We start from the raw sequence: 22799 nt of genomic DNA, 5'->3' as shown, positions 1-22799 counted from the left end.
ACCCGAGCACCGTACGTGAGACCCCGCCTACTCCGGGTGGGCCCAGGGGCCCAACTTCGCGTGGGTGGAGTCATCGGCTCCACCCCTCACGTGCCGTGCCCAGCCAGTGGGCGATCGCTTCACTGCGCGAAGAACTGTGCAGCTTCGCGAAGATGCGGTTGATGTGGTTCTTGACGGTCTTCTCACTGATGAAGCACGCGGCGGCGATCTGCTGATTGCTCATGCCGGACGCGATGAGATCCATGACCTCCACCTCTCGTGAACTCAGGCCGAAGTTGAGCCGGTTGGGCACGCGACGGCGCAGCCTCGCCGCATAGCCGGGGCGACCCCTCGACGACTGTCCCATAAGTGGTTGCAGATGCGAAGGGAAATCGTTCGGTTCGTACGAAACACCGAGTGAATCCGGGACAGTCGCCCTCGCGTGCCGTATCTCCCTTACGGCGGAGATCAGTTCGGCGGCCGTGAACTCGCCGTGGACGAGATAACCGACCGCTCCGCGGAGCAACGCCTCGGCCACGACCTCGGGTTCGCGGCTGTAGGTCAGCATCATCACGGGGGCGAGCAGGGAGAGGGCGGGAAGGGCCGTCAGGCCGTCCGTGCCGGGCATGCGGACGTCGAGGAGTACGACGTCCGGGCGCAGCCGGGTGGCGGCCGCGATGGCCTCCTCGCCGTCGGCCGCCTGCGCGACGACCTCGAGGTCCGGGTGGCCGTCGAGCAGCGCGGCCAGGCCGGCCCGGACGACCGGGTTGTCGTCGGCCACGAGTACACGGAGGTTCGGGCCGGGAAGTGCCTGGTCAGGCATGTGCGGCCTCCTCTTGGGGGGTGGGGGGAGGGTGGGGGACGGCGGAGGATCGCGGGAGGGTCAGGTGGATCTCCGCGCCTCCTTGCGGGGAACGGTTCAGGTCGATACGGCCGCCCAGCGACGCGGCTCGCTCCGCCATGCCGAGCAGACCGAAGTGGCCGGATCTGGTCAGGTCGTCGAGGGCGACGGGAGGGGGCGGACCGACTCCGTCGTCCCGTACCCGTACGGCGCACTCGGCTTCCGACACGTCGAGTTCCACCGTCACCCGCGTCGCGTCCGCGTGGCGGTGCGCGTTCTCCAGCGCCTCGGACACGATCGCCAGGACGTGGTGGGCGGTGGCGTACGGGAGGATCGGCGGCTCGCCCCGGTGGTGGAGGGAAGTGCGGAGGTGGGTGCGGGACTCGAAGGCCCGCACCCGGGCGTCGAGTTCGGACAGGACGTCCGTGTTCGCACTCGCGAGGTCCGTGTGGCGGCGCAGGTCGGAGAGGAGGTCGCGGGACTCCGCGGCCGCCCGGCGGGCCGCGCCCGCGACGATCGTCGCCTGCCGCCCCAGCGTGCGCGGGTCCGCGTCCGCGGCGGCGGCCGAGCTGGCGAGGGCCTCGGCCGCCAGGGCCAGGCCGTGCAGCGTCTTCGCGACCGAGTCGTGCATCTCGCGGGCCAGGCGGGCCCGTTCGGACTCCACCGCCTCGGCGACGGCCAGCCGGGAGTTCGCCTCCGACAGCGCCTGACTCGCCGTACCGAAGCGGAACATGAGGTTTCGCAGGGTGACACCGATGATGCCGGCGCAGACGCAGAAGCCCGCGACAAGGAGGGTGCTGGCGCCGGACCCCGGGTGGTGCTGCCAGGCCCTGTACACCGTCACCAGCACGATCAGCTGGAGGCCGGTGAAGATGCCCGAGCCGCGCCAGCCGTACAGCAGGCCCGCCAGGAGTGGGGTGCAGACGGTCGCGTACGCGAGCGGGGACGCGGGGGACGCCGTCAGGAGCAGGACCGCGCCGAAGGTCAGGTCCACGGCCATGAGGCCGGGGTGCGCGAGGAGGCGGGGGCCGAACCGGTCCCAGTCCCTGAGCATGGCGTACGAGCCCATGACACCGAGGACGGCGGCGGCCAGGACCGTGTAGCGGGGCGGGCCGTCCACGGCGTTGGTCATCGCGAAGGGGGCGCCGATCGCGATCGCGGCGAGGCGGACGCCGAAGGCCTGGCGGCACAGCGCCTGGAGGGCGTTGAGCTGGAGGCGGATGCTTCCGGGGGCCGGGGCGTCGTCGGCCAGGTAGCCGTCCTCCGTGCTCGCGAGGTGCCGTCGCGCCCACAGCCGGGTCAGCCACGGCGGGGGCCGCGTCAGCCACAGCGGGAGAGTGGACAGCGTCGAGAGCGGCGACGGGCGCGGCATGGGTGTACGGCGGCTGGTCATCAGCGGCCCAGGATCGAACCGAAGTTCGTGCCCGACCCCAGGAACATGCCCGTGGCGATCAGGATCATCGTCGCCGGGAGCATGAAGACGAGGGTCACCATCGTCGCCTTGGGGATGGTCTTGGCGGCGCGGCGCCGGGCGTTCTGGGCGTCCGTGCGGCGCATGTCCGTGGCGAGCTGGATGAGGGTCTCGGCGATGGGGGAACCCAGCTCCTCGCCCTGCTGGAGCGCCGAGACGAACTGGGCGACCTGCTCGGAGGAGTTGCGCTTGCGCAGTTCGTCGAAGGCCTGGCGGCGGCTCACGCCCATGTCCATCTGGCGCAGCGTGATGCGCAGTTCGTCCGCCCAGGGGCCTTCGTACTTCTCCGCGACCCGGTCCAGCGCCTGGCGGAAACCGAGGCCCGCCGAGACCACGACGGCCAACACGTCCAGAAAATCCGGGAGGGTGCGGTCGATGACCTCCTTGCGTTCGCGGACGGCCTGCCAGATCAGGGCGTCGGCGGCGACGAGCCCGAAGGCCAGGGTGAGGACGGCGAAGAGAAGCTGGCCGTTGGAGAGGAAGACGAGGCCGAGTACGACGCCGAAGATGCCGTACACCGCGCGGCGGGCGGCGTAGCGGTTGAGGGTCAGGCCGCCGGGGTTGCCCGCCATGTCGATGCGGCGGCGTTTGGCCTCGACGCGGCGGGGGCCCATCAGGCGCAGGACCGTGGGCGCGAAGCGCATACCGAGGCGGTCGACGGCGGACTCGGCCGTGGAGACGCGGGTTCCGCCGATCTCCAGGGCGAGCGCGAGGTCGCTCGGGAGTTTGGCGTCGGCACGGATCATGCGGATGCCCAGCAGGGCGCCCGCGACGGCCCCGGCCGTCAGGAGGGCGAGCAGCAGCGCGAGCAACGTGACCCCTCCTCTCTCAGACTTCGATCTTGCCGAGGCGGCGGATGACGAAGAAGCCGACGGTGTAGAGGCCGAGCGAGATCAGGACGAGGGTCTGGCCGAGGCCGGAGCCGGTGACGCGGGCGAGGGCGCCCTCGTTCGAGGAGTTGATCAGGAGCAGCGAGCCCAGACCGAGCATCGGGACCGTGAAGGCGGTGGCGTTGACCTCGGAGAGCATGGTGCGCACCTCGCGGCGGGTCTCCTTGCGGTCCTCCAGGGTGTGGGTGAGGTTGCGCAGGGAGCTGACGACCGAGCCGCCCGCCTTGTTGGCGAGGACCAGGGTCGTGACGAGGACGATCAGCTCGCGGGACGGGAGGCGCTCGGAGAGTTCGCCGAGTGCGTCGTCGATGGTGCGGCCCAGCATCAACTGGTCGGCCACATGGGCGAGTTCCTCGCCAGCGGGCGCTTCGAGCTCCTCCGCCGCCATCGCCAGTGCCGTACGCAGGGCCAGTCCCGCGGCGGTCGCGTTGGCCAGCAGGCGTGCCACGTCGGGCAGTTGGCCGATGAAGGCCTCGATGCGTTTCTGGCGCTGCCAGTTGAGGAAGACGGCCGCGCTCCACACGCCCACGAGGGCGGCGATCGGACCGAAGAAGGGGGCCAGCACCGACGCGGCGATCAGCCACAGCGCGACGACGACGGCGGTGACGTACGTGGCGAACTCCCCCGCCGTCACGTCCAGGCCCGTCGCCGACAGGCGCAGGTGGATCGTCCGGCCGAGGCGGGTGCGGCGCAGTCGGCGGTCGATCGCGGCGAAACGGCGTACGCGGCCGGCCGCGGTGCGCAGCGGGCCACCGCCGGAGAGGCGGTCGACGAGGGCCTGGCGCTGGGCACGGCCCGAGGCGTACGTGTGGACGCCCGCGACGGCGAGGGTGCCGCACAGCACGGTGGCGCCGAGGGCGAGGAGTGCGGGGTCGTTCATGGCTGCCTCCCTTCGGGGGCGTAGTCGGTCATCCGATGGCCCGCCTCGTGTCGAGTACGTCGAGGACCTCGGCCACGCCGAACGCGGGCGGCAGCGGTTCGCCTGCGACGTACAGCCTCTCGGCGACCTGGCGCGGCACCGGAAGGTGCTCGAAACGGCCGTGTACGACACGGTCGGGTCCTGCGGGGCGGGGGACGAAGCGGGTGACGGGGACGACGCGGAACTGTTCGCGGCCGTGTGAGACGACCAGGGCTATCTCGGTGACCTTGCGGGAGCCATCGGCGTGGCGGGTGAGCTGGACGACGACGTCCACGGCCGAGTTGATCTGGTCCTTCAGCGCCTCGAAGGGGATCTGGACCTCGGACATCGAGCCGAGGGTCTGGAGCCTCATGAGGGCGTCCTCGGCGGAGTTCGCGTGGACGGTGGCCAGGGACCCGTCGTGGCCGGTCGACATCGCCTGGAGCATGTCGAGGGTCTCGCCGCCGCGGACCTCGCCGACGATGATGCGGTCGGGCCGCATACGGAGGGAGTTGCGGACGAGGTCGCGGATGGTGATGTGGCCCTTGCCCTCGACGTTCGGGGGGCGGGACTCCAGCCGGATGACGTGTTCCTGCTGGAGCTGGAGTTCGGCCGAGTCCTCGATGGTGATGATGCGCTCGCGGGCCGGGATCAGGCCGGAGAGGGCGTTGAGCAGGGTCGTCTTCCCGCTGCCGGTGCCGCCGCTGACGATGACGTTGAAACGGGCCCGCACGAAGGCCGCGAGCAGCATCAGCATCTGCTCGTCGAGCGTGCCGAGGTCGATGAGTTCGGGCAGGGTGTACGCGCGGGGGAAGCGGCGGATGGTGAGGGTGGGGCCGGTGAGGGCGAGCGGCGGGATGATGACGTTGACGCGCTCGCCGGTGGGCAGCCGGGCGTCGACCATGGGGTTGGACTCGTCGACGCGGCGGTTGACCGTGGAGACGATGCGCTCGATGGTCTGCATCAGCTGGTCGTGGGAGGCGAAGCGGAGCGGGAGCTGTTCGACCCGTCCCGCGCGCTCCACGAAGATGGACTCCGGCCCGTTGACCATGATCTCGGTGATCGACGCGTCGGCGAGCAGCGGTTCGAGGACGCCGAGGCCGAGGGCCTCGTCGACGACCCGCCGGATCAGCTGGGAGCGCTCGGCGGAGGACAGGACCGGGCCCTCACGGCTGATGATGTGGCCGAGCACGCGCTCCAGGCGTACCCGGCGTTCGGCCGCCGCCAGGCTCGACATCTCCGCGAGGTCGATCTCCTCGAGGAGCTTGGCTCGGTAGACGGCGACGAGGTGTCCGTCCTCGCGGGCGGGGCCCGACTCGTCGGGGGTGGAGAGTCGGCTGCGCAGGCTCATGGGTTCAGCTCCTCCCGGTCATTCGTCGGTGGTCCGTTTCCGGGTCAGTTGTCGGTGGGCATGGTGGCGTGGCGGGTCACGGTGTAGGGGCCGAAGAGGGGGATGACGCCGGGGACCGTGACCTGGACTGTGGCGGTGGTGACGTCGGTGTCTTGAGCGGGCGGTGGCACGTTCGGGTTGAGCCAGCCGCTCACGGCGGCATGTCCGGCCGCCGAGCCGTCGCCGCCCTGCGAGGCGACCCGTGCCGCCGCCCGCGCCCCCGTCCCCGCCTGGTTGATCCCGTATCCGATGAGGCCGAGCTGGATGGCGGCCATTCCGATGACGAGCAGGATGGGCAGGAAACCGGCGAACTCCAGCATGGAGACGCCCCGGTCCTCGCGGAGCCGGCGCCTCAGCCACCGTAAGGGCCTCATCCGTTGTTCCCCTCCAGCGCGGCGCCCGCGTTCCCCTTCACGCGCCACCCGGCGTCGAAGCCGGGGAAGAACAGGGGCACTTTGACGTCGACGGTGGCCTTCATGACCGAGCCCGCCGGGCCGCAGTCGATGGTGGCGCCCTGCCAGGAACCGGGCAGGTGTTTGCTTCCGGCGGCCGCGCACGCGCCCTGATAGTCCCCGTGGTTGACGGCGTACGCCGCCGTCGCCGCCCGCGCCGCCTCGTCCGCCGCGTTCCCGGCCAGCGAGTACGAGTAGCCGTACAGCACGCACTGCCACAGGATCGTCATCACGACGAGCAGGATGGGGAACATGCCGGCGAATTCGAGGGTGACCGCGCCCCGGTCGCCGCCCTTGCGCCGCAGGGCCAGTGCGCCCCGGTCCGAGGAGGCCTTGCGGCGCCTTCCGCCGCCCCCGCCGGTCTCCTGGGCGACCACGAGCCCGAGTTCCCCCGCCAGCGCCCACAGCGCCTGCTTGACCGTCGAGCGGGTGTCCAGGTCCTGGAGGCGCCCCGCGTCGACGACGGACTGGAGTTCCTTGAAGGCGGCGGGGACGGGGGTGCGGGCGACCTTGGTGCCGGTGACGCGTTCGACGAGGGAGGGCTGGATCTCCGTACCGCGGGCGAAACGGTTGACGACCGTGGTCGTCTCCTCCGCCTTGCGGATCTGGAGGCGGTCCCACATGCGGACCATGCGTTTGGCGGCGCGCACGGCGACCACGTCGGGGGTGACGAGGAGGAGGGCCCGGTCGGCCATCTCGACGGCCGCGGCGGTCGCGGAGTTCATCTGGGCGCCGCAGTCGACGACCACGATGTCGTGGCGGGAGCGCAGGGCGGACAGGACCTGGCGGGTCACCCGGTCGGTGACCTCCTCACCGCGTTCGCCCTCGGCCGGGGCCAGCAGCAGGCCCACTCCGCTGTCGTGGGTGTAGACGGCGTCCTGGAGGACGCGGGGGTTGATGTCGCTGATTCCGGCGAGGTCGGCGATCGACCGCCGGAACTGGACGTCCAGGTACGAGGCCACGTCCCCGGACTGGAGGTCGAGGTCCACCAGCGCGACGCTGCGCCCCGACGCCTGGGCGGCGAGGGCGAGTTCGACGGCGGTGACCGTCGCTCCGACGCCGCCCTTCGCCCCGGTGACCGTGACGACGGTGCCGCCGGGGCCCGCGTACAGGTCGGGCGTGCCGCTGCCGAGGTGGCGGCGCATGCCGAGCGACCACCCGGCGGCGGCCTGGACGCGTTCGGCGAGGGCGTCGTAGCCCAGCGGGAGGCCGATGATGCCGCGGGCGCCGGAGTCCATGGCGGCGGTGAGGACACCGGCGCTGGTGTCCGCGGTGATGAAGACGACGCCGATCGCGGGGAAGCGCATGACGACGTCTCGGATCAGGTCCAACGCCGGTACGGGACCTATGCGTTCGTGGACCAGGACCACTTCGGGCAGTTCGTCGAGGGACTCGGCGGCGAGCCGCGCCAGGGTGTCGAGGAGCGCCGTCGAGTCGGGGACGGGCGGGGCCGGCTCGGCGTCCGCGAGCTGGCTCAGCAAGGTGGCGAGCGCGCGGGCCGAGTCGACGTCACTGACGGCCGGGAGGATACGGATGGTCATCGGCGCTGCCCCGTAGTCGTCGGCCCCGTAGTCGTCGCACTCGTGGTCGTCGGCCTCGTAGTCGCCGCACTCGTAGTGATTGACCCCGTAGTCGTCTGCCTCGTGCGGGGCCATCGGCGCAGCCCCGTGGGGATGGACCTCATGCGCGGCCTCCTACTTGTCCTCGTCGAGGGTGTACGTACGGTCGCCGGGGGCGACGGTCGCGTCGGAGCCGCCCGCGACCAGGGCGAGGCGGACGTGTTCGGCGAACGACTCGGCGTACGCGACGCGTTGGGCGTCCGCGGTGTCGAGCGCGAAGGTGATGGGGACGGCCTGGGTGGCGCTGTTGCGCCGGTCGTTGCTGGACTGGCCTGGGTCGAGGGCGGTGAGTTTGCCGACGTCGATGACGCGGGCGTTCGCCACGATGACCTTGGACTGGTCCTTCTGTTTGTCGTTCTCGGCCTTGAAGGTGGCGTAGATGTTGACCCTGGAGCCCGGGTCGATCTTTCCGGCCACACCGGTCGCCGCGTCGATCATGATCGCGATCTCCTGCTGGCCCGCCGCCAGCGCCGGCCGGTCCACGATCATGTCGGTCTGGAGCAGGGAGCCCTTCTGGAGCTGGGTGACGGCGATCTTCCCGCGGATCTGACCGAGGTTCGTGACCGCCGTGCTCGACAGCCAGCGCTTGGGCATCGAGACCCTCTGGAACTGGTCGGCGGACAGCTCCTTGTAGGGCGCGATGTCGTCCTTCAGGCGGTACGCCGCCACCTCCGGGCCGACCTTGGAGTTCACGTCGCGGATCACCGAGAGCACTCCGGCGAAGGCGCCCAGGGCGCACAGGACCGAGAGGACCAGCAGGATGACGCCGCGGCGCTGGCGTGAGTTCATGACGCGGACAACCTCGATCGTGGGGCGGGGACGGCGGGGTCGAGCGGTCGTGCCTGGTGCTCTTCACGTGTACTGCGGATGCTCACGTTGCGCCTCGGGGCAGAGCGCGTACTGAGGATGCTGCCCGCACCGTGGCCGCCGGAAGCTCGGGAGGCGGGGGCAGCGGCGCGGCACAGAACCCGCAGCGGTCACCGATGAGTTCGAGGCCGCACCAGTGGCACTCCTCCCGGCGGACGGACGACACGAGCTGGTAGAGCACGGAGACGTCGTACAGACCGGCGGCGAACTCGGCGAGCTTGGTGGTGCCCCACCAGCGCGCCGACTCCTGCGGCAGCGGCACGGTCGCGACGCCCTGCACACGCCAGGCGGGCGCGAGGGTCGCGGTGACCCAGTCGGAGGGCGGCTGGCCCGCGGCGACGAGCAGCCGGGTGCCGAACTCGGGCCCGGTCAGCTCGTCCTGTCCGATCCGGGCCAGCTGCGGGCGTGGATGGGACAGGACGGCGAACTGGGCGCCCGGCACCCATGACTTGGCGTGCGACTTCAGCGTCACCGGGACCCGGTCGAGCTTGGCGACCGAGCCGAGCAGGGCGCCGGCGTAGATGTAGTGGGCGAGCAGCCGGGCGGCGGAGGCGAGCACGCCCGGGCTGAAGTCGCAGACCGACAACTGCCGCAACTGCTGGGCCAGCAACGCCACTCCGAGCGGTGGCAGGTCGATGCCGAGCAGGGCGATGCGGTCACTCTCCAGGACGGAGCGGACGGTGTGCAGCCGCCGGGTGACCGCGTCCTCGACCGAGGCCGGGTAGAGCGAGATGACGTACCCGTGCTGCTCGATGAGGGCGTGCATGCCCGTGAGGGAGCTTTCGAGACTGCCGAGGGGCTGGACCACGGCGGGTGGGGTCTGCCGGTCGTGCGGCGGGAGCACCAGATCGGGACTGGTGACGGCTATCGCGGTCGGCACGCTGCACACACCCCGTTCGCTGTGGCGGGGTGGTCGACCACCGCCTCAGATGGCCCCTGTGACGTCCTCTTGCATCAGCACCATATCCACGGCATGGCCGCCTCAACACCGAATCTTCCAGATCAACTCACGGAAGGTACGGCCTTGATCAACGGAGAGTGAGACGAATATGCCACAAGTCGCCCACCCCGTGGGCTCGTTGAGACGACCACCCGCCCCCGTCACCCACCAGAGGTCTTGACAACCCAATTGGTCTGGACCAACTTGTACGCCAGCAACGTCCGACGGTGGCCACCGTTCCGCACCCCCCTTCTCCCCCTCTCCTCCCTCCCCCTCTCCTCCCCTCACCGGAGGTCCCAGTGGACCGCGTCATACGTATGCCCCGACCGCCCCGACGGAGATGGGCGGGCGTCCTGGCCGCCGCCGTCACCGCCTCCGTCCTCTCCCTCACCGGTCTGGCCGGCCAGGCCCAGGCCGCGGACGTCAACAACGCCAAGAACGGCGGCTACGAGTCGGGCCTGAGCAACTGGACCTGTACGGCGGGCAGCGGTACGACCGTCTCCTCGCCGGTGCACGGTGGCTCGGCCGCGCTCAAGGGCACGCCCGCCGGGCAGGACAACGCCCAATGCACCCAGGCCGTCGCGGTCAAGCCCAACTCGACGTACACGCTGAGTGCGTGGCTGCAGGGCGGGTACGCCTATCTGGGCGTGACGGGCACCGGCACCACGGACGTCTCGACCTGGACCCCCGACTCCGCCTCCTGGAAACAGCTCTCGACCACCTTCACCACGGGCGCGTCAACGACCTCGGTGACGGTGTACACGCACGGGTGGTACGGCCAGGCCCCGTACTACGCCGACGACCTCTCGGTCTTCGGGCCCGACGGCGGCGGAGGCGGCGACCCGGCCCCCACGGTCCCGGCGGCACCCACCGGTCTGACGGTCTCCTCCACCACGTCCTCCTCCGTCTCCCTCTCCTGGAACACCGTGTCGGGCGCGACGGGCTACAACGTCTACCAGGCCGGTACGAAGGTCCAGTCGACGACGGGAACATCGGCGACCGTCTCGTCCCTCGCGGCCTCCACCTCGTACTCCTTCCAGGTCACGGCGACGAACGCGGCGGGTGAGTCGGCGAAGTCGACGGCGGTGACGGGCACGACGACCGCGTCCTCGGGCGGCGGGGGCGGTGGCTCCCTGCCCAAGCACGCCGTCACGGGCTACTGGCAGAACTTCAACAACGGCGCGACGGTCCAGAAGATCTCCGCCGTGCAGTCGCAGTACGACATCATCGCGGTGGCGTTCGCGGACGCGACGGGCACGCCGGGCGCGGTGACCTTCAACCTCGACTCGGCCGGGCTCGGCGGCTACACGGTCGACCAGTTCAAGGCGGACATCAAGGCCAAGCAGGCCGCGGGCAAGAAGGTCGTCATCTCCATCGGCGGCCAGAACGGCACGGTGTCGATCAGCGACTCCACGTCCGCGACGAACTTCGCGAACTCCGTCTACTCCCTCATGCAGACGTACGGCTTCGACGGCGTCGACATCGACCTGGAGAACGGCCTCAACGCGACGTACATGACGCAGGCCCTGCGGTCCCTCTCCTCGAAGGCGGGCTCGTCTCTCATCATCACGATGGCCCCGCAGACGATCGACATGCAGTCCACGTCGAACACGTACTTCCAGACCGCCCTGAACATCAAGGACATCCTGACGGTCGTCAACATGCAGTACTACAACAGCGGTTCGATGCTGGGCTGCGACGGCAAGGTCTACAGCCAGGGCTCGGTCGACTTCCTCACCGCCCTCGCCTGCATCCAGCTCCAGGGCGGCCTGGCCCCCTCCCAGGTGGGCCTGGGCCTCCCGGCCTCGACGAGCGGCGCGGGCAGCGGCTATGTGTCTCCGACGGTGGTGAACAACGCCTTGGACTGCCTGGCCAAGGGCACCAACTGCGGTTCCTTCAAGCCCTCCAAGACCTACCCGGACCTGCGCGGCGCCATGACCTGGTCGACGAACTGGGACGCGGCGGCGGGCAACGCGTGGTCGAACTCGGTGGGGGCGCACGTGCACGCGCTCGGCTGACGCATCTGTCACCACGCCCCCTGAACACGGCCCGCCCCACCCGGACCAGTCACCGCATCCCGGCTTGTTGCCAGGTGCGAACGGTCTCGGCGGTGGCGGGCCGCGTTGTTCCGGCGACCTGGCCTGGGTCGGCAGAGTCCTGGCCGGTGAGGGATTCCGCAGGGCCCCTTCGGCCGGCTGAAGGGCTGCTGAAGGCCTGCTGGACAAAAGCGTCACCATCAGATCGCGGGCCGCGGCCCGAACCTGCGAGGGTGTTCGCCATGGATTCTGAGCCGGGTGACGCTCCGGCGCGCCATGACGACCCAGGGGGCTGGTTGGCCCAGTACGCGGGACGAATGCTTGTGGTCTGCCCGCAGTGCGGCGGCCGTGCGCTCGTGGCGCCTCGGCCCGGTCTTCCCGCACCCAGGTATTTCAGCGAGCTTTTGTTCCAGCCACGCCGTCTGGCCTGCGGAGGGTGCGGTGCCGTCGTCGGCTGGGAACCCGAGGTGCGGGGCGCCGGTCTGGTCGGCGCGGTACTGGGCGGTAGTGAGGATCCGTTCTTCTGGCAGCCCCTTTGGCTGCAGACCCGCTGCGTCGGCCACGTCCTGTGGGCCTACAACGAGGAGCACATCGACGGACTTTCGGCCTACGTCGGTGCGCGGTTGCGCGAGCGGGGCGGGGCGCGGCCGACGATGGCGATGTTCGCGCGGCTGCCACCGTGGATGAAGAGGTCGGACAATCGCTCCGAGGTCCTGGCCGGCCTGGAGACGCTGCGAGCGCTGGCCAAGCGGTCAGCACCTGCCGACCGATCGGACGCCGCACATGAGCGCGGTGACCGTCCCCGCCTGCACGGGAGCATGTACTTCCGGGGCGGCCCGTATGAGGGCAGGCCTTGAATTCCCTGGTCACAGCCGCTCTTCGGCGGCCGCGACCAACTCGCAAGGAGGAAGAGGAGGAGGGGAGGATGTGGGGCTCGTTCTGTTGATGTCCCGCTTCTCTTCCTCTGATACCGATCGTCGCCCAAGGATGCGCTCACCCCGCACCCTCGGTCGAGTCGTCACGCGGGGCGGGGGGCGCTCGACTGTGAGCCGTACGCCGCCGCGCTCGCCCGCGGCAGCGTCGCCCACATCCGCGTCCCCCCGCCCGGCTCCCGCGACTCCCCGAAGCCCCAGTCGCCGTCGCAGGCCCGGCATACACAGGCCAGGACGCGCAGGGCCGCGCGGCGGCGGGCGTCGCAGGCGGCAGCCAGGCGGGGGTGGGTGTGGCGCGGGTGACGGTCGTAGACGATCACGCGGAAGGCGCCACCCCGGTAGCGGAGCGACAGGTAGAAGTCGGGGGATTCGGTGAACTGACACGCGGCCGCGGTCAGTTCACCGACCGCCTGCAGCGCCGCGTCCATGATGTCGCGCAGATCGTGCGCCGCGAGGAACGCGCGCGTGGCCGCTCGCGCGAGCGTCGGGCTGGCCAGCGCCGCCGGGAGGGTGAGGCTGTACGCGAGGGTTTCGGGGCTGGGCCGGGTGGGGTCGGCGGGGTAGGCGGTCGCGAGGGGGCATGGGGACATCGGTCCTCCTGGGGGGAGGGCAGCGGTGGCCTGTCGCGGGCAGGGGCCTGCGGTGCACTTCCAACTGCCGTCGGTGCCGGGTGCGTTACTCAACGTAGGGGGAATGGTGGTTACATTGCCACCTCAGTAGAGAAATTGACCCATACGTGGTCCATCGACGGTCAGTAGCGGCAGACTGCTGCCGAGCCGCGCGAGAGGGAGGCCATGCCACCGAGGACGACACCCACGGAGCGTCAGAAGCGTCTGGGCGCCGAGCTGCGCAAGATGCGGACGGCGGCGGGAATGACCGCAGACCATGCCGCCGGGCTGCTCGGACTCGACCGGGCGAAGATCTCCAACGTAGAGACGGGTATCCGTACCATCAGCCCAGAGCGGCTGCGCACCCTGGCCTGCAACTGCGACTGCTCGGACCCGGCGTACGTGGAGGCGCTGGTGGCCATGGCTCAGCCCAGCGGTCGTGGCTGGTGGGAGCGCTACCGGGGCTCCCTTCCCTCCAGCCTGCTGGACATCGCGGAGTTGGAGTCATACGCGGTCAGGATGCGCACGGCCCACACCATCCATGTTCCGGGGGTACTGCAGACCAGCGATCACGCTCTCGAACTCTTCAGGGCCGTGCTGCCACCGCTGCCCGAGCGCGAGGTCGCCCTGCGACTCGCCTACCGAGTGGAGCGGCAGCAAGTACTGGAAGGCGAGAACCCGCCCGAGTACGTCGGCCTGGTGCACGAGGCCGTGCTGCGCATGCAGTTCGGTGGCCGCAAGGTGGCCCGCGCCCAGCTGGAGCACCTGCTCAGTCTGTCGGAGCGGCCGCCGATCCATCTCCTGGTCATCCCCTTCGCCGCAGGGACGTTCCCCGGCGCCGGCAACACGGTCAACTACCTGGCAGCGTCCGTGCCGCAGCTCGACACCGTCCAGGTCGACAACTCCCACGGCCCGGAATTCCTCGGCGGGGCCGCGCAGTTGGCCAAGTACCGTGCGCACTTGGACTGGATGGAACGCATGGCCCTCTCCCCAGAGGCATCACGCGACTTCATCCGCGACATCGCCAACAGTCTGTGAGGAGACGCCCGATGGACAACATCACCTGGGAGGACGCGTTCTGCGGCGAAGGAGCCAGCTGCTTCCGCCTCGGCACCGACCCCGACGGCAACGCCTACATCGCCATAGCCGGCGCCGAAGACACCTACCTCACCGACACCCGCGAAGCGCTCCGCACCATGATCCTCGACATCAAGGCGGGCAGGGCCGACCATCTCCTCTGAGCCGGCGGACGGCTACCCCATCGGCCGGTAGTACCCCAGCACCCACGCCAGCTGTGCGAACCACCCACGCAACAACTCCCGCGGCTTCGCGTTCACCACGCACTCGTAGACCCTGCCGTCGAGGTGGACCACGGCGACCATCAGGGCCTTGCCGTTGGGGCTCGCCTTGTAGTGGACGCTGCGGATCTCGGGCCAGGGGAAGTCGACCGTGATGTCGTACATCTCGAAGGCCACACCCGACGCGTCGACAACGACCGAGTTGTGCTTGTCGACCGCCAGGAACTCCGGGCCGGGCGCCGAGGGCCGGGACGGCTGCGGGGCGTACTGCGGCGGGGGCGGGCCGAAGCCCGGCGGGGTGGAAGGGGGCGGCTGGTCTGTCACTCCGGCAACCTATCCCTGCGTACGCGCACCCCCTACGTGGAGGGCCCCTGTGGGCCGCATTTGAACCTTCTTTCCGTCGGCTGAAACATTTCCGGGGGGCCGGCGCATCAATGGAGTGAAGGCGGCGGTACCAAAGACACGGGGGCGGGATGAGGCAGGTCCGGGGGGACGAGTACGCCGAGTTCGCGGCGGCGCGAGCGGGGCATCTCTACCGTTCGGCCTGTCTGCTCACCGGCGGGGACACGCATCTCGCCGAGGATCTGGTGCAGGAGACCCTCGGTCGCCTGTACGTCCGCTGGTACCGGGTCTCCCGCGTCGGCAACCCCGCCGGGTACGCCCAGACCGTCCTCACCCGTACCTTCCTCGCCCACCGGCGGCGCCTCAGCAGCCGGGAACGCGCCACGGACGCCTTCCCCGACCTTCCCGACCCGCGCGCGGCCGACACCGACACGCCCCTGCGGCTGACCCTGGTCGAGGCACTCGGCCGGCTGTCCGCCAAGGACCGGGCCGTGGTCGTGCTGCGCTACTGGGAGGACCGCAGCATCGAGGAGACCGCCGAGGCCATGAACGTCAGCTCGGCCGCCGTACGCACCCGCTGCACCCGCGCGCTCGCCCGGCTGCGGCTGCTTCTCGGGGACGCCCTCGGCGAGCACGCCAGACCCTGACGCCGACCCGGCGCCGACGACCGTACCGAGACTTCCGACCCACAGCTCCGACCCACAGCTCCGACAGACAGCCCTTACGGAGAGCAGAGAGGGTGATTCGCCATGCCCGTTGACGACCGCGACCACGAACACGACCAGGACCAGGACCAGGACCACGGCTACGAGGACCGTTTCGAGGAACGGCTCGGCGAGGCCCTGCACCAGGCAGGTGGCGCCTACGAGACCGACCGGCGCGCCCTGGTGGCCGCCGGCGAGACGCGCGGCCACCGACTGCTGCTGAGGCGCAGAGCCGCCGTCGTGGGGGGCCTGGCCTCGGTCGCGCTCGTGGGCCTCGGCGGGGCACTCCTCGTACCGGGGGGCGACGACGGGCGGCAGTCCGTGGCCACCGGCGCGAAGTCCCCCACCGCTTCGGCCGCCCCCAAGACGTCGTACACCGGCGACGAACTGGTCGGCATCCTCGAGAAGCTGCTCCCGCGGGGCGAGTTCGGATCGGCGGAAGCACGCGGCACTCACGAACAGCTGCCGCCGTACGCACAGGTCGTCTACAACGACGGCAAGGGCAAGGCGGCCATCGCCGTCGGCTTCAACCGGGTCCTGCCGGGCAGCGAGCAGGCCCGCCAGACCGTCGGGTGTCCGGACAAGGTCTCGACACCGTACGACAGTTGCGTCGTGACCAGGCTGCCCGACGGCTCGGCGCTCAAGCTCTTCCAGGGTTACGAGTACCCGGACCGCCGCGCGGACACGAAGCTGTGGACGGCGGACCTCGTCACCCCCAAGGGCCAGCACGTAAGCGTGAGTGAATGGAACGCCGCGGCCGAGAAGGGCGCGCCGGTCAGCAGGGCCGAACCCCCGCTGTCCACGGCGCGGTTGAAGACACTCGCCACGGCCGGCGCGTGGCTGGGCGTCGTCGACGCGATCCCGGTGGACCCCAAGGCCCCGACGGCGGCGCCCGCACAGCCCTCGGGCATCGACGGCGGCGCGGTCGCTTCCACACTCGTCTCGCTGCTCCCCAAGGGCGTCAAGGTGGTCGCCAAGAGCGGCCCGGACAGCGGGTACGCCTATGTCGTCCTCGACGACGGCAAGGGCAGGAGCCTGGTCCAGATCAACGTGCAGCCGAACATGTCGGACGTCGAGCACCAGCTCTTCGGGGCGGACGCCGAGACGCTGGCCGACGGCACGAAGGTCGTCACGCACAAGGAACCGGGCGAGAAGGGCGGCGCCGGCGTCGTCATGTGGACCGCCGACACCATCAGGACCGACGGGTTCCGCGTGGTGGTCAGCGCCTTCAACTCCGGCAGCCAGGAGACGGCCGCGACGCGCACCGCCCCCGCGCTCACGACGAAGCAGCTCCGGGCGATCGCCCTCAGCGCGAAGTGGCGCGGCCTGGGCTGAGTTCCCTCACCTCTCTCACGACTCGGATCGGACCCCGTCGGGCAGACCTGCCGGCGGGGCCCGCCGCATGTCCGGTTTCCGCCACCGGCCCTTTATCGACTCTTGACCTGCCCATGCCAAACACTCACCATGAGCGCCACACCCGCACTCCGTACGTCGCACTGGTTCCACCCCCCACACTCCGCCAAGGAGACTTCATGCGACTTCACAGACGCGGCAGGCGCACCATCACCCTCGCGACCCTGCTCGCGCTCGCCCTCGCCGCCCCGATCACCGCCACCGCCACCCACGCCACGGCGACCGGAGCGAAGGCCCCCGCGCCCTCGTCCGACGACATCCGCCAGTACGAGATCCACCAGCGCACCACCCCGGTGACCCGCACCGCCATCCAGCGGACCGGTGTCACCGTGGACGAGGCCGACGAGGAGACCGTCGTCGTCTCGGGCCGCGCCGACCAGGTCGAAAAGCTGCGCCAACTCGGCTACGAGGTCTCCCTGTTGGGGTCCGCCCCGAACCGGTCCAACGGCGCCGGTGACGTCCGCCTCCTCGACTTCCCCTCGGCCGACGCGAAGTACCACAACTACGCCGAGATGAACACGGAGATCGACCAGCGGCTCGCGGCCTACCCGAACATCATGAGCAAGCAGGTGATCGGGAAGTCGTACCAGGGCCGGGACATCGTCGCCATCAAGGTCAGCGACAACGTGGCCACCGACGAAAACGAGCCCGAGGTCCTCCTCACCTTCCACCAGCACGCCCGCGAGCACCTGACCGTCGAGATGGCGCTGTATCTGCTGCGCGAGCTCGGGGCGGGGTACGGCAGCGACTCCCGGGTCACCAACATGGTGAACAACCGCGAGATCTGGATCGTCCCCGACCTCAATCCGGACGGCGGCGAGTACGACATCGCGACCGGCTCCTACCGCTCGTGGCGCAAGAACCGCCAGCCCAACTCCGGTTCCTCGTACGTCGGTACGGACCTCAACCGCAACTGGAACTACAAGTGGGGCTGCTGCGGCGGCTCGTCCGGCTCCACGTCCTCCGAGACCTACCGCGGCGCCTCCGCCGAGTCCGCGCCCGAGGTGAAGGTCGTCGCCGACTTCGTGCGCGGCCGGGTCGTCGGCGGGAAGCAGCAGATCAAGGCAGGCATCGACTTCCACACGTACAGCGAACTCGTGCTGTGGCCCTTCGGGTACACCACCGCCGACACCGCGACCGGCATGACCGCGGACGACGCCGCCGCGTTCAAGGCCGTCGGCCAGAAGATGGCGGCCAGCAACGGGTACACCCCGGAGCAGTCCAGCGACCTGTACATCACCGACGGGTCGATCGACGACTATCTCTGGGGCTCCCAGAAGATCTTCGACTACACCTTCGAGATGTATCCGACGTCCAGTTCCGGTGGTGGGTTCTACCCGCCCGACGAGGTCATCGAGCGGGAGACCTCGCGGAACCGGGACGCGGTGTTGCAGTTGCTGGAGAACGCGGACTGCATGTACCGGTCGATCGGGAAGGCGACGCAGTACTGCAGCTAGGAGTGGGACAGACCGGTGGGTGGGGAACTGCGGGCCGGATGTGGCTGGGCGCAGTTCCCCGCGCCCCTACGGGGCGCTCTCCTCACCGTCTTCGAAGTAGGCGTCCAGGACCGCGTCCAGCTGGTCCTCCCACTCCTTGAAGCGGGCCCGGGCCGTCGCCTCGATCTCGATCGGGTACCAGCGGCGGTCCGGGGTGTGCACCGTGATGGTGAACCGCTTCCCGAACCGGGGCGACTCCGTCTCGACGGCGCCGATCTCGTCCCAGCGGAACTCCGCCTCCTGGTCGTCCAGGCGCAGGTGTACGCCGCTGTGGTCGGCCTTGATCGAGGCGCGCCGGTCGGACGCCTCGAACACCGGCCCGTCCGGGTCGGGTTCGGGGGCGGCCTCCTCCTCGGAGGCGTCCTCGGCGGGCGCCTCGTCGGAGACCTCGTCCTCGGGGGCGGCGTCCTCGACGACCGCCTCCTCGGACCCGGCCTCCTCGGACCCGGCCGCCTTGGGGGCGGTCTCCTCGGACTCGGCCTCCTCGACGGCCGCGTCCTCCGGCCCCGCCTTCGCGGGTGACGTGAGCCCGGGGATGTACGCCGGGTTCACCGCGGCGGCGTCCAGGGGCTGGCTCTTCGAACCTATGCGCTGCTCCACAGCGGGCAGTATGGTCGAAGATCCTGTGTCGGACACAGCCAGCCCCCAAGTTGGCAACGCGACTGTTGTACGAAGACGCCCCGTACCTACACGAACAGGCTCACCACCGCCGCCACCGCGAAGCCCGCCACCGACAGCACCGACTCCAGGACCGTCCAGGTCTTGAGGGTGTCCCGTTCGGAGATGCCGAAGTACTTCGCGACCATCCAGAAGCCGCCGTCGTTGACGTGCGAGGCGAAGATGGAGCCCGCCGAGATCGCCATGATGACCAGGGCGACGAAGGCCTGGGAGTGGTCGCCCTCGGTCAGCAGCGGGGCCACGATGCCGGCCGTGGTGACGATGGCGACCGTGGCCGAGCCCTGGGCGACGCGCAGGACCAGGGAGATGAGGTAGGCGAGGACGATCACCGGCAGGCCGACGTCGTTGAAGGTGTCGGAGAGGGCTTGGGCGACCCCGCTGCCCTTGAGGACCGCGCCGAAGACCCCGCCCGCGCCGACCACGAGCAGAATGTTGCCGACCGGCTTCAGCGAGGCCGTGGACACCGTCTCCAGCGACTTGCGGGACCAGCCGCGGCGGATGCCGAGCAGGTAGTACGCCAGCAGCAGCGCGATCGTCAGCGCGACGAAGGGGTGCCCGAAGAACTCGATGACCGAGCGGCCCGTGGAGGGGTCGAAGGCGATCGAGGAGAAGGTCGCGAGCAGGATCAGCACCAGCGGCGTACCGATGATGGCCAGGACCGTGCCGAGCGGCACCGGCTTCTCCTGCGGCGCGACCCCGGCGGCCCGCTGCTCCTCGACCAGCGCGGCCCTCGCCTCGTCGGCGGCCTCGGCCATGTCCTGCGGTACGGGGACGAAGATCCGCCTGCCGATCCACGCGGACCAGGCCCAGGCTGCGAGGACGGCGGGAATGCCGCAGACGATGCCCATGAGGATGACCCAGCCGAGCTGCACGTGGAGCAGTCCCGCGGCGGCGACCGGGCCCGGGTGCGGCGGCAGGAACGCGTGGGTCATGGAGAGGCCCGCGAGCAGGGGCAGGCAGTAGAGCAGGATCGACTTGCCGCCGCGCTTGGCTGCCGCGTACACGATCGGCGCGAGGACGAAGATGCCGACGTCGAAGAAGACCGGGATGCCGAAGATGAGGCCGGTGAGGCCCATGGCGAGGGGCGCTCGCTCCTCGCCGAAGAGGTTCAGCAGCCGGGACGCCAACACCTCGGCCCCGCCGCTGACTTCGAGGATCGCGCCGAGCATCGTGCCGAGCCCGATGATGATCGCGATGTGGCCGAGGGTGCCGCCCATGCCGGACTCGATGAGGGAGACGGCGTCGGAGCGCTGGACCGTGCCGAAGAGTTCGGTGACGGAGAGACCGGCCGCGAGGCCGACGGCTATGGAGACCGCGAGCAGCGCCACGAAGGGCTGGAGTCTCGCCTTGATGATCAGGACGAGGAGCAGGGCGATGCCGAGCGCGGCGACGGTCAGCAGACCGGCGGTGCCGTGGATGAGGGCGATCAGGCCGCCGGTGTGGGGTGGGACCGGTGGTGCGGTGGTGGCGGCGAGCAGGGGCATGGGCGAGGACATGAGCGAGGACATGGGCGGGGGACCTCTGCAGTCGGGTAAGTGGGGCATGCGGCTTTCGGGCAGGGGGGATCACGGCACGGCGTCCCATGAGGGTGAACGCCGTGCCGTGATGACGTACGGGGTGCGGGAGTGGGAGGGGGTCGCTCAGCCCAGTACGGCGAGCGCGTCGATCTCGACGAGGAGGCCGGCCGGCAGGCCGACGTAGACCGTGGTGCGGGCGGCGGGGGGCGCGGTGAGGCCCTGCTCCTCGAAATAGGTGTTGTAGATCTGGTTCATCTCGGCGAAGTGGTCGACGTCCGTGAGGTAGACGCGGATCATCATCGCGTCGTCCCAGCTCGCGCCGCCCTCTTCGAGGATCGCCTGGACGTTGGCGAGGGTCTGGAGGGTCTGTTCACGCAGGGTGGGACCGGCGGGCGTGGGCGGCTTTCCCTCCTCGGCCGGGAGGAAGCCGACCTGTCCGGCGACCTGGAGGATGTTCCCTTTCTTCACGCCGTGCGAGAACTTCGCGGGCGGCGTGGTGTGGGTCTTGGGGGTGAGGGCGGTCTTCTCGGTCATGGACGTCGGGAACTCTCTTCCTTGGCTGGGGGCTTGCCGGAGTACTCGTGGCTGATGGCGTCGGCGGTCCGGCGCACCAGCGGGAGCAGGGTGAGGAGTTCGTCGGCGGTGACGACGACGTTCGGCGCGGAGACCGACATCGCGGCGACGACGCGTCCGTCGGCGCCGCGGATGGGGGCCGCGACGCAGTTGATGGACTCCTCGTGGCCACCGAGGTCGGTGGCCCAGCCCTGTTCGCGCACCGTGCCCAGCTCCTTGAGGAAGGCAGGCGCGTTGGGGGTCGAACGGGCCGTGTACATGGGGTAGTCGAGCTTGTCCGCGAGGGCGCGGCGCTCGGGCTCGGGGAGATCGGCGAGGAGGAGTTTGGCGACGGCGGCGACCGTGATGGCGACCGGCTTCCCGATCCGCGAGTACATGCGCACCGGGTAGCGGCTCTCCACCTTGTCGATGTAGAGGACCTCGTTCTCCTCGTACACCGCGAGGTGGACGGTGTGCCCACAGGTCTCGTTGAGCCGTACGAGATGGGGGTGGGCGATCTCGCGGACGTCGAGGTTCTCGACGGCTTCCTGGGCGAGGGCGAAGAGGCGGGCGCCGAGGCGGTAGCGCTGGTCGGACTGGCGGTAGACGAGGCCGTGCTCGTGCAGGGTGCGCAGGAGGCGGAGCGCGGTGGACTTGTGGACGCCGAGGCGGTCGGCGACCTGGCCGAGGTCGGCGGGGCCCTCGGCGAGCAGCGGCAGGATGCTCAGCGCTCGGTCGACGGTCTGGCTCATGGGGTAGGTACCTCCTCCTGGGCCCGCGTGACGGCTTCGGTCCAGCCGGGGCCGAGTCGAAGTGTCCCCCACGCGTCGTCGTCCAGAGCGGCCAGCCGGTCGGCGTGGTCGCGGGAGGGGGGCGCGGCGAGGTCGCCGTGGACGGTGAGGGCGGCGGCGGCCATGAGGTGGCCGTGCCGGAGCCGGTCCCGGGCGGGCAGTGCGCGCAGGGTGGCGGAGAGGAACCCGGCGGCGAAGGCGTCGCCCGCGCCGACGGCCGCGATCACGTCGACGTTCAGGGCGCGTACGAACGTCGCGGTGTCGGGGGCGTCCGGGCCGGCCCCCGAAGCCGCGCGGCCCGCCGCGGCCCTCTCGAACACGGTCGCCCCGTCCCCGCCCTGCTTGACGACGAGGACGTCCGGTTCCGGCAGCGCGTCTCGGATCGCCCGCGCCCCGGACAGCCCCCAGGCCGCGCGGGCCTCGTCGTCCCCGACGAACACGATGTCCGCGCCGCGCGCGAGGTCGAGCAGGACGCGCGGTCCGTCGTCGTCGCGCCACAACCCGGCGCGGTGGTTGACGTCGAAGGAGACGAGGGGGCGCCTCGCGCGAGGCGCGGTGAGTTCGCGCATCAGGCCGAGGCAGTCCTCGGACAGCGCGGCGGTGATGCCGGAGAGGTGGAGCACCCGTCCCGCGCGGACGGCGTCCAGGTCCATGGCGTCCGCCGCCATCGCCGAGGCGGCGGATCCGGCCCGGTAGTAGGCGACCTCGTGGGCGTCGCTCGCCCGGTCGCCCGCCGTGCGGAAGTAGATGCCCGTCGGGCGCGCGGGGTCCCGTCGTACGGCGGAGGTGTCGACGCCGTACGCGGCGATCGCCTCGACGAGGTGGTCGCCGAACCCGTCGGTGCCGACCCGGCCGACCCAGCGCGCGGTGTGCCCGGCCGCGGCGAGCACGCACGCCACGTTCGACTCGGCGCCGCCGATCCCCCGCTCGAACGACGGCACATCGGCGAGGCGCCCCGGCCGGGTGGGCACAAACGTGACCATGGACTCGCCGAGCGCCACGACGTCGACAACGGTGGGGGGCACGATGACGGGGGCTCCTCGCTCTCGCGGTCGACGGTGACGCAGCCGCACCGTTGACCCTGC

At 70.6% G+C, this 22799-nt stretch carries 23 protein-coding genes; 7 read left to right on the top strand and 16 right to left on the bottom strand.

The window, feature by feature from the left end:
- Positions 1–70: 70 nt before the first annotated feature.
- The 9 genes from ACIQTP_RS15195 to ACIQTP_RS15155 all read right to left on the bottom strand — a co-directional run bounded on the left by ACIQTP_RS15195 (position 71) and on the right by ACIQTP_RS15155 (position 9287).
- Positions 71–802 carry a response regulator gene (locus ACIQTP_RS15195; RefSeq protein ID WP_403400009.1) on the bottom strand — a complete coding sequence of 244 codons (732 nt, stop codon included), beginning with the start codon at positions 800–802 and terminating at the stop codon, positions 71–73.
- Positions 795–2213, bottom strand: coding sequence for a sensor histidine kinase (locus ACIQTP_RS15190; protein WP_403400007.1), 1419 nt, complete (start codon positions 2211–2213; stop codon positions 795–797). The genes ACIQTP_RS15195 and ACIQTP_RS15190 overlap by 8 nt, the downstream gene beginning before the upstream one ends.
- The gene (locus tag ACIQTP_RS15185; RefSeq protein ID WP_403400005.1) at positions 2213–3103 is read right to left on the bottom strand and encodes a DUF5936 domain-containing protein; all 891 of its coding nucleotides are present in this window, start codon (positions 3101–3103) and stop codon (positions 2213–2215) included. The genes ACIQTP_RS15190 and ACIQTP_RS15185 overlap by 1 nt, the downstream gene beginning before the upstream one ends.
- A 16-nt stretch (positions 3104–3119) precedes the next feature.
- Positions 3120–4061, bottom strand: a complete 942-nt coding sequence (locus ACIQTP_RS15180; RefSeq protein WP_403400003.1) for a type II secretion system F family protein — start codon at positions 4059–4061, stop codon at positions 3120–3122.
- 28 nt (positions 4062–4089) lie between these two features.
- Positions 4090–5430 carry a CpaF family protein gene (locus ACIQTP_RS15175; protein ID WP_403400001.1) on the bottom strand — a complete coding sequence of 447 codons (1341 nt, stop codon included), beginning with the start codon at positions 5428–5430 and terminating at the stop codon, positions 4090–4092.
- A 44-nt stretch (positions 5431–5474) separates the two neighbouring features.
- Positions 5475–5843, bottom strand: coding sequence for a TadE/TadG family type IV pilus assembly protein (locus tag ACIQTP_RS15170; RefSeq protein ID WP_403399999.1), 369 nt, complete (start codon positions 5841–5843; stop codon positions 5475–5477).
- On the bottom strand, positions 5840–7462 hold the full coding sequence (locus ACIQTP_RS15165; protein WP_403400455.1) for a CpaE family protein: 1623 nt from the start codon (positions 7460–7462) through the stop codon (positions 5840–5842). Before ACIQTP_RS15165 ends, ACIQTP_RS15170 begins: the two co-directional genes overlap by 4 nt.
- A gap of 153 nt (positions 7463–7615) precedes the next feature.
- Positions 7616–8329 (bottom strand): Flp pilus assembly protein CpaB, encoded by a 714-nt coding sequence (gene cpaB / locus ACIQTP_RS15160; RefSeq protein WP_403399996.1) that lies wholly within the window; start codon positions 8327–8329, stop codon positions 7616–7618.
- A gap of 82 nt (positions 8330–8411) precedes the next feature.
- Positions 8412–9287, bottom strand: coding sequence for a hypothetical protein (locus ACIQTP_RS15155; RefSeq protein WP_403399994.1), 876 nt, complete (start codon positions 9285–9287; stop codon positions 8412–8414).
- A 377-nt stretch (positions 9288–9664) separates the two neighbouring features.
- Between ACIQTP_RS15155 and ACIQTP_RS15150 the strand changes: the two genes are divergently transcribed.
- Together ACIQTP_RS15150 and ACIQTP_RS15145 are read left to right on the top strand one after the other, a co-directional pair.
- Positions 9665–11365, top strand: a complete 1701-nt coding sequence (locus ACIQTP_RS15150) for a chitinase (protein ID WP_403399992.1) — start codon at positions 9665–9667, stop codon at positions 11363–11365.
- 422 nt (positions 11366–11787) lie between these two features.
- Positions 11788–12240 carry a hypothetical protein gene (locus tag ACIQTP_RS15145; protein WP_403399989.1) on the top strand — a complete coding sequence of 151 codons (453 nt, stop codon included), beginning with the start codon at positions 11788–11790 and terminating at the stop codon, positions 12238–12240.
- Between the two features lie 161 nt (positions 12241–12401).
- Here the strand turns inward: ACIQTP_RS15145 and ACIQTP_RS15140 are convergent, their stop codons facing one another.
- Positions 12402–12905, bottom strand: coding sequence for an ATP-binding protein (locus ACIQTP_RS15140; protein ID WP_403399987.1), 504 nt, complete (start codon positions 12903–12905; stop codon positions 12402–12404).
- 204 nt (positions 12906–13109) lie between these two features.
- Here ACIQTP_RS15140 and ACIQTP_RS15135 point away from each other — a divergent pair, with 204 nt between their 5' ends.
- Together ACIQTP_RS15135 and ACIQTP_RS15130 are read left to right on the top strand one after the other, a co-directional pair.
- Positions 13110–13961, top strand: a complete 852-nt coding sequence (locus tag ACIQTP_RS15135; protein WP_403399985.1) for a helix-turn-helix domain-containing protein — start codon at positions 13110–13112, stop codon at positions 13959–13961.
- An 11-nt stretch (positions 13962–13972) separates the two neighbouring features.
- Positions 13973–14164 carry a hypothetical protein gene (locus ACIQTP_RS15130; protein WP_403399983.1) on the top strand — a complete coding sequence of 64 codons (192 nt, stop codon included), beginning with the start codon at positions 13973–13975 and terminating at the stop codon, positions 14162–14164.
- Between the two features lie 12 nt (positions 14165–14176).
- Here the strand turns inward: ACIQTP_RS15130 and ACIQTP_RS15125 are convergent, their stop codons facing one another.
- A complete protein-coding gene (locus tag ACIQTP_RS15125) occupies positions 14177–14545 on the bottom strand; it encodes a hypothetical protein (protein ID WP_403399980.1) in 369 nt (122 codons plus the stop codon).
- Between the two features lie 149 nt (positions 14546–14694).
- On the opposite strand from ACIQTP_RS15125, the gene ACIQTP_RS15120 reads away from it, so the two are divergent.
- The 3 genes from ACIQTP_RS15120 to ACIQTP_RS15110 all read left to right on the top strand — a co-directional run bounded on the left by ACIQTP_RS15120 (position 14695) and on the right by ACIQTP_RS15110 (position 18137).
- On the top strand, positions 14695–15210 hold the full coding sequence (locus ACIQTP_RS15120) for a SigE family RNA polymerase sigma factor (RefSeq protein ID WP_403399977.1): 516 nt from the start codon (positions 14695–14697) through the stop codon (positions 15208–15210).
- Positions 15211–15312: 102 nt separating this feature from the next.
- Entirely contained in the window at positions 15313–16602 is a 1290-nt protein-coding gene (locus ACIQTP_RS15115) for a hypothetical protein (protein WP_403399975.1), read from the top strand.
- A gap of 197 nt (positions 16603–16799) precedes the next feature.
- Positions 16800–18137, top strand: coding sequence for a M14 family metallopeptidase (locus ACIQTP_RS15110; protein WP_403399973.1), 1338 nt, complete (start codon positions 16800–16802; stop codon positions 18135–18137).
- 66 nt (positions 18138–18203) lie between these two features.
- Here ACIQTP_RS15110 and ACIQTP_RS15105 read toward each other — a convergent pair whose 3' ends face one another.
- The 5 genes from ACIQTP_RS15105 to ACIQTP_RS15085 all read right to left on the bottom strand — a co-directional run bounded on the left by ACIQTP_RS15105 (position 18204) and on the right by ACIQTP_RS15085 (position 22739).
- Positions 18204–18776, bottom strand: a complete 573-nt coding sequence (locus tag ACIQTP_RS15105; RefSeq protein WP_403399971.1) for a hypothetical protein — start codon at positions 18774–18776, stop codon at positions 18204–18206.
- An 86-nt stretch (positions 18777–18862) separates the two neighbouring features.
- Entirely contained in the window at positions 18863–20350 is a 1488-nt protein-coding gene (locus tag ACIQTP_RS15100; protein ID WP_403400454.1) for a GntP family permease, read from the bottom strand.
- Positions 20351–20494: 144 nt separating this feature from the next.
- Positions 20495–20905 (bottom strand): RidA family protein, encoded by a 411-nt coding sequence (locus ACIQTP_RS15095; protein ID WP_351694726.1) that lies wholly within the window; start codon positions 20903–20905, stop codon positions 20495–20497.
- Positions 20902–21675, bottom strand: a complete 774-nt coding sequence (locus tag ACIQTP_RS15090) for an IclR family transcriptional regulator (protein WP_351516552.1) — start codon at positions 21673–21675, stop codon at positions 20902–20904. The genes ACIQTP_RS15095 and ACIQTP_RS15090 overlap by 4 nt, the downstream gene beginning before the upstream one ends.
- On the bottom strand, positions 21672–22739 hold the full coding sequence (locus tag ACIQTP_RS15085; protein ID WP_403399970.1) for a sugar kinase: 1068 nt from the start codon (positions 22737–22739) through the stop codon (positions 21672–21674). Before ACIQTP_RS15085 ends, ACIQTP_RS15090 begins: the two co-directional genes overlap by 4 nt.
- Positions 22740–22799: the final 60 nt, after the last annotated feature.

Source organism: Streptomyces sp. NPDC090798, assembly GCF_044768965.1.
In the GTDB taxonomy this organism is placed as follows: Bacteria; Actinomycetota; Actinomycetes; order Streptomycetales; family Streptomycetaceae; genus Streptomyces.
The sequence above is the reverse complement of the archived record's forward strand: the minus strand, read 5'-3'. Positions and strand labels throughout refer to the sequence as shown.